This window comes from uncultured Ruminobacter sp. (assembly GCA_902764345.1).
In the GTDB taxonomy this organism is placed as follows: Bacteria; Pseudomonadota; Gammaproteobacteria; order Enterobacterales; family Succinivibrionaceae; genus Ruminobacter.
This window is the reverse complement of record CACWVT010000068.1, coordinates 1-9,034: the sequence shown is the minus strand read 5'-3', so window position 1 is coordinate 9,034 and position 9,034 is coordinate 1. Positions and strand designations below refer to the sequence as shown.

The 9,034-nt window shown below is 45.1% G+C and carries 8 protein-coding genes and 3 tRNA genes; 7 read left to right on the top strand and 4 right to left on the bottom strand.

The window, feature by feature from the left end:
* Position 1 precedes the first annotated feature (1 nt).
* The 3 genes from QZU58_RS09345 to QZU58_RS09335 form a co-directional block, all read right to left on the bottom strand.
* Positions 2-76, bottom strand: a tRNA-Gln gene (locus tag QZU58_RS09345).
* Positions 77-100: 24 nt separating this feature from the next.
* Positions 101-175: transfer RNA gene (locus tag QZU58_RS09340), tRNA-Gln, on the bottom strand.
* 10 nt (positions 176-185) lie between these two features.
* Positions 186-262 (bottom strand) — tRNA-Met (locus tag QZU58_RS09335).
* 808 nt (positions 263-1,070) lie between these two features.
* Between QZU58_RS09335 and pcnB the strand changes: the two genes are divergently transcribed.
* The 4 genes from pcnB to panC all read left to right on the top strand — a co-directional run bounded on the left by pcnB (position 1,071) and on the right by panC (position 5,269).
* Positions 1,071-2,684: a polynucleotide adenylyltransferase PcnB gene (pcnB, locus tag QZU58_RS09330; protein ID WP_294496261.1), complete on the top strand. Its 1,614-nt coding sequence runs from the start codon at positions 1,071-1,073 to the stop codon at positions 2,682-2,684.
* Positions 2,685-2,796: 112 nt separating this feature from the next.
* The gene (gene folK, locus QZU58_RS09325) at positions 2,797-3,378 is read left to right on the top strand and encodes a 2-amino-4-hydroxy-6-hydroxymethyldihydropteridine diphosphokinase (protein WP_294496259.1); all 582 of its coding nucleotides are present in this window, start codon (positions 2,797-2,799) and stop codon (positions 3,376-3,378) included.
* Positions 3,379-3,554: 176 nt separating this feature from the next.
* The gene (gene panB, locus QZU58_RS09320) at positions 3,555-4,343 is read left to right on the top strand and encodes a 3-methyl-2-oxobutanoate hydroxymethyltransferase (protein WP_294496257.1); all 789 of its coding nucleotides are present in this window, start codon (positions 3,555-3,557) and stop codon (positions 4,341-4,343) included.
* 65 nt (positions 4,344-4,408) lie between these two features.
* A complete protein-coding gene (gene panC / locus QZU58_RS09315; RefSeq protein ID WP_294462608.1) occupies positions 4,409-5,269 on the top strand; it encodes a pantoate--beta-alanine ligase in 861 nt (286 codons plus the stop codon).
* A 171-nt stretch (positions 5,270-5,440) separates the two neighbouring features.
* Here the strand turns inward: panC and QZU58_RS09310 are convergent, their stop codons facing one another.
* The gene (locus QZU58_RS09310; RefSeq protein WP_294462611.1) at positions 5,441-5,809 is read right to left on the bottom strand and encodes a YegP family protein; all 369 of its coding nucleotides are present in this window, start codon (positions 5,807-5,809) and stop codon (positions 5,441-5,443) included.
* A 639-nt stretch (positions 5,810-6,448) separates the two neighbouring features.
* On the opposite strand from QZU58_RS09310, the gene panD reads away from it, so the two are divergent.
* From panD to ychF, 3 genes are all read left to right on the top strand, one after another.
* Complete coding sequence (panD, locus tag QZU58_RS09305; protein WP_031579556.1) at positions 6,449-6,829, top strand: aspartate 1-decarboxylase; 381 nt, start codon at positions 6,449-6,451, stop codon at positions 6,827-6,829.
* A 66-nt stretch (positions 6,830-6,895) separates the two neighbouring features.
* A complete protein-coding gene (gene pth, locus QZU58_RS09300; protein ID WP_294462620.1) occupies positions 6,896-7,483 on the top strand; it encodes an aminoacyl-tRNA hydrolase in 588 nt (195 codons plus the stop codon).
* 18 nt (positions 7,484-7,501) lie between these two features.
* Complete coding sequence (gene ychF, locus QZU58_RS09295) at positions 7,502-8,599, top strand: redox-regulated ATPase YchF (RefSeq protein WP_294462622.1); 1,098 nt, start codon at positions 7,502-7,504, stop codon at positions 8,597-8,599.
* The last annotated feature ends 435 nt before the right edge of the window (positions 8,600-9,034 follow it).

The window sequence follows — 9,034 nt, the reverse complement described above, 5'->3', positions numbered from 1 at the left end:
ATGGCTGGGGTACAAGGATTCGAACCTTGGGATGGCGGAATCAGAATCCGCTGCCTTACCACTTGGCGATACCCCAACGTATACTTTTTCAGTTTTGTGGTGGCAGGGGTAGCTGGATTCGAACCAGCGCATACAGGGATCAAAACCCTGGGTCTTACCGCTTGACGATACCCCTATCACTGATTTGGTGGCTATGACTAGATTCGAACTGGTGACCCCCGCATTATGAGTGCGATGCTCTAACCAACTGAGCTACATAGCCATGTTATCCTTCGCTGTGCCTGTCAGCACTTAACTAAAAAGTGGGTGCATTATGCAAGTTTATTTTTCTTTCGTCAACACTTTTTAAATAATTTTTTTGGAAATTGGTTTGATTGGTCGTTTTTTGTTTGATTTTTCGTTATTTTACACGGTTTTGACTAATAAACAGACATTCTGTTTAAAAAGTTTGTTTATTACTAAAATTCAGTAAATGATTGTTTTTCGTCTAATTGTGATAGAATGTGCGTGTTTTATTTGAAACGGTTTTGTTCCGTTTCAGCGGAACCGGGATCGGATGATATGTTCATTTACCGAACGCCTCAGCCGCAGTAAGTTTTTTGCGTACCCGCCCTAAGACGATGCCAGTGAATTAATTTTTGCGTTTTTTTGAAAATTCAAAAATTAATGCCCTGACATTGTGTCTCGGCTTATGCTAATCCTACGGCTGTTGTCAGATTCGATCTCTGTCTGATACGGATTTTCCGGTTTTTTCTTATCCGCACTCTTGTGCGGCAGTGGTCCGCATCTGCGGATTCTGAAGGCCGACAGGCCTCTGGAGAAAGATACCCGGATATTACCGGTTAAAGGAACCGGTGCGGAATCTGGAAATATTGAGTCCGGAGCATCACGCATGACTTTGATGATGTTTCCGAGTGAACATTCTTCATTCCTTCCGTTTGTTAGGGGCTTGCCCTGGGAAACTTCGGAGAAATTCCGGGGTTTTTTATGTGTCTGTCCTTATTTTTCCGTATCACGTATCCTTTGTTTTAGGTTCCGTATTGTTTATTGCTTTTATACAGAGGTCTATTTTGAGCAGAACCAAAGTCAGTCAGTCTTTAATAACAGACGCATACGAATTAGTGGCTGAATCCAAGAAAAGAAAGCAGGTTGCCCTGAGGGACGGATCCTGCATGTTTAAGATCCCCGGGGATTCCATAGATCACAAGGCCATTCTGCCGGAAGCGCTCAGTGTTGTGTCACAGCTTAACCGTGCAGGATTTGAAGCCTACATCGTAGGCGGCGGGGTGAGGGATCTTATTCTCGGTGAGGAGCCTAAAGATTTTGACGTAACCACCAATGCCACACCGAATCAGATATGTAAGGTCGTCAAAAACTGCCAGAGAAGAATAATCGGCAGACGTTTCAAGATCGTGCACTGTGTATTTGGACACCGTGAATCCCAGATAATCATAGAGGTTGCCACCTTCAGAAACAATGAGGAAAGTGCTGCTGGCAGAAGTGCCGGTGATGCAGGTATGCTTACCCGTGACAACAGCTACGGTGACAGCATTGAGGAGGATTCAAAGCGTCGCGATTACAGTATCAATGCACTTTACTATTCTCCAAAGAACCGTATCATCTATGATTTTCACGGCGGATATTACGACATTCTGAAGGGAACCATTGACATGATTGGCGATCCCGTTGTCCGCATTCACGAGGATCCGGCGAGAATCATCAGGGCCTACCGTTTTGCGGCCAAACTCGGCTTTAAGATATCCGAAAGAACTATGAAGGGCTTTGAAGGCAACTTCGCCCTGATTAAGAACATCAACAGCAGTCGTCTGTTTGAGGAAGTGAATAAGTTCTTCCTTTCAGGCTACGGCTACAGGAGTTTTAAGGTTCTTAAGGAAAGCAATATTCTGAAACTGTTTCTTACGGAGCAGGGCGTAGTCTTTGACAGTGACTACTTCAACGGTTTCATCGGTGAATCACTTAAGCGTTCCGATCTGCGTCACAGACAGGGCAAACCGAACATGCCGGCATTCCTGTATGCCGTGCTGCTGTGGCCACTGGTGAACAGTATGCTCAACAGGTTGCGAACGGCTCCGGGATTCATTCATTCCTCAGAAAAATCCCTCATAGATCTGATTGGTGCCAAGGTTATTGCCTCACAGCTTGCCATTACCAATTTCCCTAACATGGTTCAAGATATCATAATGGAAATCTGGAGACTTCAGGCAGACCTTGATAACGGTATGGATGGTGCTGACAATTTGGAGCACATTCTTGCCAACAAGTTTTTCAGGGCCGGTGTTGATTTCATGCGCCTGCGTGCGTTTATGGACGATTCTCTTGCCGATGCCTGTGAAAGCTGGGAGGAGGAGTACGAGTTCCAGAGTGCCAGGGCGCTCATGTTCAGAAAGGCTAAGTCCCGCGGAAAATCAGGCGGCAGGGACGATGCCGACGTAGAGAAAGCCATTGAGGAAATGGAGATTCTCAACAGCAGACGCGCCAAGGAAAGAGCCAGAGCTTCCGAAAGGGAGGAGTCTCTGAAGAAGGAACTTAAAAAGTCAGGAAGAAAGTCCCGCGGCTCGGAAAAGACCAAAACAAAATCAAGAAAAAAACGTTCCGGAAAAGATAAGATGAAGGGCGGGAGCCGCAGAGGTGACGAAAGTCTGAATCTTACTGAGTGGATGTAGACAGTCCGGAAGCGTTCGGAATTATCTGATGCCGGTATGATGGATAAGTGGCAGTGTGCTGTCATCTGTTTCTAACGTAATCCCGGCATTGAATACGGAGTCTTACTTAATCATGACTGAAAGCAAAAAGGTTTATATCGGCATGGGATCCAATCTCGGGGATTCCAGAAGGCATCTTCTTGAAGCCATTAGAGAGATAGACGCCGTGCCCGGCGTAAAGGTTACGGCATGCAGTTCCCTGTATTCCACAAAACCGGTGGGGCCTCAGGATCAGAATTATTTCATAAATGCAGTGGCCGAGCTTGAGACTGCCATTGAAGCTCACGAACTGCTTAGGGAAATGTTCAAGATTGAGAACAGACATCATCGTGTCAGGGTGCGTCACTGGGGAGAAAGAACTCTGGACCTGGACGTGCTCTACTACGGCAATGAAACTTTTTGCGATGATGAGCTTAAGGTTCCGCATCCTGAAATTTTCAACAGGGCCTTTGTGGTGATTCCGCTTCTTGAAATCAATCCGGAATTTACCCATAACGACGGCAGAAAGCTTAGGGATGTGTTGCCTTCACTGCCTGTGGATGATGTGCGTGCCATGAGACGTCTTTCATATCTTGAAAACAGATCCGGAAGGGCAGGAGGTAAAGGCAAATGGCTTACGCTCAGGGCCTGGTCTAAGTATAGATATGGTTTATAACCGGTTATAGCCGAATATCTGATGACGATAATCAGATCAATTCATTGATTTTTTGTCATGTCAGCTGTGCTATAATCTACGGTTGTTAACCGCACCGGCGGTTTTTGTTTTGTTTTTTTGAGTCTAACTGACAAGCCGTATGTTTTATGTGGATGGCTGTACACGGAGGCGTTGTTATGAGTGTTACGGTTTCAACTTTACAGAAGTTAAAGAATGAAAACAAAAAATTTGCAACCATTACAGCATATGATGCGACTTTTGCTCGTATTTTCGATGAGGCCGGCATAAGTGCCATTCTTATCGGCGATTCACTTGGAATGACCATTCAGGGGCGAGACAGCACCGTGGCCGTTACCATTGATGACATGGCCTATCATACTGCCTGCGTAAGAAGGGGCGTCCGCAATGCGCTTATTCTTGCCGACATGCCTTTTATGACCTGCTGCGACATCAGTTCAATGTGTGCCAATGCCGCAAAGCTCATGCGTGCCGGTGCAAATGTCGTAAAGATTGAGGGCGGTTCATTCCTCTGTGACGGTATTCGTACCCTCGTGAACAACGGCGTTCCGGTATGCGGTCATCTCGGACTGACTCCTCAGTCCGTAAACGTGTTCGGCGGCTATAAGGTACAGGGGCGCGGAGATGCCGGAAAACGCCTTATGGATGAATGTCTTGCGGTAGCTGATGCCGGTGCTTCAATGATTGTTCTTGAATGTGTGCCTAAGGAGCTTGCCGCAGAGATTACCAGAACCGTCAGTGTTCCCGTAATCGGTATCGGAGCCGGCAATCAGACTGACGGTCAGGTTCTGGTTATGCATGATGCCCTTGGATTCACTGTGGGACACACTCCGAAGTTCGCCTTTAATTTCCTTAAGGAAACTGGGAACGTATCTGATGCCATCAAGCTTTATGTTTCCATGGTTGAGTCCGGACAGTATCCGACAGACGCTCAGAGTTTTAATTAAGAGGGGATTTCCGTTTATCGATCCCTTAAGTATTTTGTGAAACGGAATAAAAAAAGAAGTTCTTTATGAAAGTTGCAAACAGTATTACAGATATAAGAGACATAGTTGTTGGTTTTAAGAAGGAATTAGAGACCATTGCCCTTGTTCCTACCATGGGTAATCTGCATTGCGGTCATCTTGCTCTTGTTGAAGAAGCTAAAAAGGCTGCCGACAGGGTTGTGGTGAGCGTATTTGTAAATCCTATGCAGTTTGACCGTGCGGAAGATCTTAAGAGCTATCCGCGTACACTGGAAAACGATCTTGCCCTGCTCGAAAAGGCCGGTGTTGACGCTGTTTTCACTCCGACCCCGGAAATCATGTATCCGCAGGGGCTTAATTTCCAGTCATACATCGAAGTTCCGGATCTCTGCAACAGTCTTGAAGGTGCGTTAAGACCGGGACATTTCAGAGGTGTGGCCACCGTTGTAAGCAAACTGTTCAACATTGTTCAGCCTGACTTTGCCTGCTTCGGTCTCAAGGATTACCAGCAGGTAGCACTCATCAAGGAAATGGTAAGGGATCTGAACTTCCAGCTTAAGATTATCGAGGTGCCTATCGTTCGCTATGAAGACGGTCTGGCCTATTCATCACGCAACAGCCTTCTCAACCAGGCTGAAAGATCAATCGCTCCGTTACTCAACAAGGCTCTTCAGTCTCTTGCCGAAAAGCTTGTTACTGCAAAGAAGCAGGATGAGATTAATGAGCTTGTTGATGAAACCTGTAACTTCCTGGACAACAAGGGATTCAGAACCGATGACATTACCGTTGTTGACGCACTTACGCTGAATCCTGAAATTGCCGGTTCAAAGAAGCTTGTAATTCTGGCTTCCGCATATCTCGGTAAGGTTCGTCTGATTGATAACCTGGTTGTTGACAGACAGGCCTGATAATCAGTCCCGGTGTTCCAATAGTCCCGACTGAATTCGTCAGCGGTGACGGAAGGGCATGGGAGAATGAACAGATAGAAATAAATGCCGCAGTCATCTGACTGCGGCATTTTTTTTGTTCATAATAATAGATAGTTCGTTATTTATTTTAAGTTTATGGCGTTACTCAGCTTATTCTTTTACGGTTTCTGCTTCAGGGGCGTTCTTCTTGACGCTTTCGATTCCGTTTACGGCGCTCTTTAATGCCTTGTAGCCTTCGCTTACACCGATAATTTCGCCGTTTGTGGCCTTCAGTCTGAAGCGGAATTCGCCGGCCTTGTCGGTATAGATTTCGAACTTAGGATGCTTCTGAACCTCGAAGCCTTCCACAGTCTGGTTTTCAACATTTGCGGCAGGAGCGTTTTTCTTAACGCTTTCAATACCTTTCCTGCAAGCAGGTTCACCTGAATAAACTTCAGATGTCAGAATAACTTCACCATTGGTGGCCTTCAAATCGAATTTGATGCCCGTATTGGTTTCTCTAATGACAAATTTGCCCATACCAGTCCTCTTAATTTGATTAATCGTCTGCCGTTAGCCTTCCGCAAAAAAAATTATTTCCGGCGGCGTGTTTTGTTCTTGTCAAACAGACAGTCATATTCTGTACTTTTCTTTATGTTTTTATCAAGAATTGTTAATAAAAAGTTTTAAGTTTGTCAATATATGTACTGTCTGAAAAATCTCCTGAACAGGCCTGTATTCAATGACAGGTGCGGCCTGCAGCGCTTCCGGAGAGTGAATGGTATTTTCACTTTCACAAGGCTGTGACGGAGTCTTTGAGTAAGATTCCGCTGGTGGTGTTTTTCGCGGCTTCACCTAAGTCCGTTATCTTCCGCGAAAGCAAAGCCGCAGATTATAAATTTGTCAAAAAATCAATTTTTAGCTGTTTATACATGACGATTAATATATAATGTGCACAATTTCAAAAAATTACAGATGTTTATGTTAAAGCCAAGGTGTTCGGGGCTGACCTGTTCAGAACGGATTTGTATGGGCAGACTGTGATTTTTTTCTTTTTAAACAGGTTGTTGATAACAGATATTATTGAAATCCGGTGTCTTTATTAAATGATTTACCGTATTTTACGGAAGTCGATTTAGTAAGGATATCGTTTTTCCATGCATAAGGTAAGGTAACAAAATGCAAAGGATTTTACTCAGAGGTAAGCTTCATCAGGCCAGGGTTACTCACTCCGTATTGAATTATGAGGGATCCTGCGGCATTGATTTGGATCTTTTGGACGCCGCCGGCATTGCGGAACATGAACAGATCGATATCTATGTTGTAGAAAACGGTGCAAGATTTCATACCTATGCAATAGCTGCCGAAAGAGGTTCTAAGGTTATTTCCTTAAACGGTGCAGCCGCCAGAATGGCAGCAGTGGGGGATAAGGTCATAATCTGTGCCTATGGTATTTTTGATGAAAGCGAGGTGAAGGATCACAAGCCAAGTCTCGTATACCTTAACGAAAAGAATGATATCGTGCGTACAAGCAAGGACATTCCGGTACAGCTCGGCTGATAGGTCTTATTTTTGTCAAACAGGCATGTCATTTATCTGATCATGCCTGTTTTTTCAGGAGGTTTCATGACTGTAAAACTGATAGCCGGACTCGGTAATCCGGGCAGTGAGTACGCTCATACCAGACACAACATGGGTGTTGATGTCATGTACATGATTGCCGACAGGTACGGAATCAGCCTGAGAACCGACAGTAAATATAACGGTGAAGTCGGCAGGGGCATGATTGAAGGTCAGGAAGTAAGACTCGTATTCCCGACAACCTACATGAACAAGAGCGGGGACTCAATCGGTCCTCTGGCCAATTTCTTCAAGATAAAGCCTGAGGAAATCCTGGTCATTCACGACGAACTGGATCTTCCTCCGGGAGTAGCAAAATACAAGCTTGGCGGCGGTCCCGGCGGTCATAACGGTTTAAAGAGCATTATTGCCTGCCTCGGCAACTGTCAGAATTTCCACAGGCTCCGCATCGGCATAGGCAAGCCGGTTACCAGAGCCGAAATGATTAACTTTGTATTGGGTAAGCCGCCTAAGGCTGAAATGGAGCTTATTGAACAGGCTAAGCAGGCTGCAGTGGAATCAGTAGGTCTGCTGTTTACCCAGAATATTGCCAAAGCCACTAACATGCTGAACGGCTTCAAGGCAGGTCGATAATTTTAGGAGTATATAAAAATGGGGTTTAATTGTGGTATCGTGGGTTTACCTAACGTTGGTAAATCAACATTATTTAATGCATTAACCAAGGCAGGCATTGAAGCTGCAAACTTTCCGTTCTGTACAATTGAACCAAACACCGGTGTTGTACCTGTTCCGGATCCGAGACTTAATGCCCTGGCTAAAATTGACAAGCCGTTGAAGATCGTTCCTACCGCAATGGAATTCGTGGACATTGCCGGTCTGGTTAAAGGTGCATCCAACGGTGAAGGTCTCGGCAACAAGTTCCTTATGAACATCAAGGAGACCGATGCCATCGCTCACGTTGTACGCTGCTTCGAAGATCCGAACATCATTCACGTAAGCGGAAAGATCAATCCTTCAGAAGATATTGAAGTTATTAATACCGAGCTTGCGCTTGCTGACCTCGATACCTGTGAAAAGGCCATCCACCGTCTGGAAAAGAAGGCAAAGGGCGGTGACAAGGATGCTCAGGCTTCAGTAAAGGTTCTGGAAAAGTGTCTTCCTGTTCTTAATGACTGCAAGAAGCTCCTGACTCTGGAATTAAGCGATGAGGAAAAGGCTCTTATCCGTGAATGCAATTTCCTTACCTTAAAGCCTACCATGTACATTGCCAATGTGGCTGAAGACGGATTCACCAATAACAAGTATCTCGACGAGGTTCAGGCCATTGCCGACAAGGAAGGTGCAGTTGTTGTTCCTGTTTGTGCCGCCGTGGAATCAGATCTCGCTTCAATGGAAGATGACGAACGTCAGGAATTTCTTGAAAGCCTCGGTCTTGAAGAACCTGGTCTTAACCGCGTTATCAGAGCAGGTTATAAGCTTCTTAAGCTTCATACCTACTTCACTGCAGGTGAAAAGGAAGTTCGCGCCTGGACCATTCCTGTAGGTGCCACAGCTCCAAAGGCTGCCGGTAAGATTCACACCGACTTCGAAAAGGGCTTTATCAGGGCAAACACCATAAGCTACGATGACTACATTACCTACAATGGTGAAGCAGGTGCCAAGGAAGCTGGTAAGATGAGAGCTGAAGGTAAGGATTACGTGGTTCAGGACGGTGACGTTATTACCTTCCTGTTCAATGTTAAGAAGTAGTCGTGACAGTATAGACATTCTGAGCATCGCTTTATAGCTGATTTCAGAGGTTTTGCAGACCGGGTTTCCGTCAGGAACCCGGTCTTTTGTTCTGTGCATGTCCGGAATATTACCGGTGACAGAAGTATTTAATCACCGCGCAGTTTATTATGGGTGCGCTGGCAGAAAATGCCGGATGAATAATATATAAACATTACGGTGCGTGTAATATTCAGAGTCAAAACTGAATTATTTCATGAGCTTTTTGAAAAGTACTGATATTGCGTCGCCGGGAGTCCCCTTATCAGTAAGTGGGGTTAACAATTGCTTGACTAAATCTATAAATAGCTTATAATGCATTTAAAATAGTTATAGGTTTATTTGTAATGAATAAGATTATTTCAATTGGACAGGCTGCTAAATTGCTTGGTGTTCATGTTCAGACTTTACGTAACT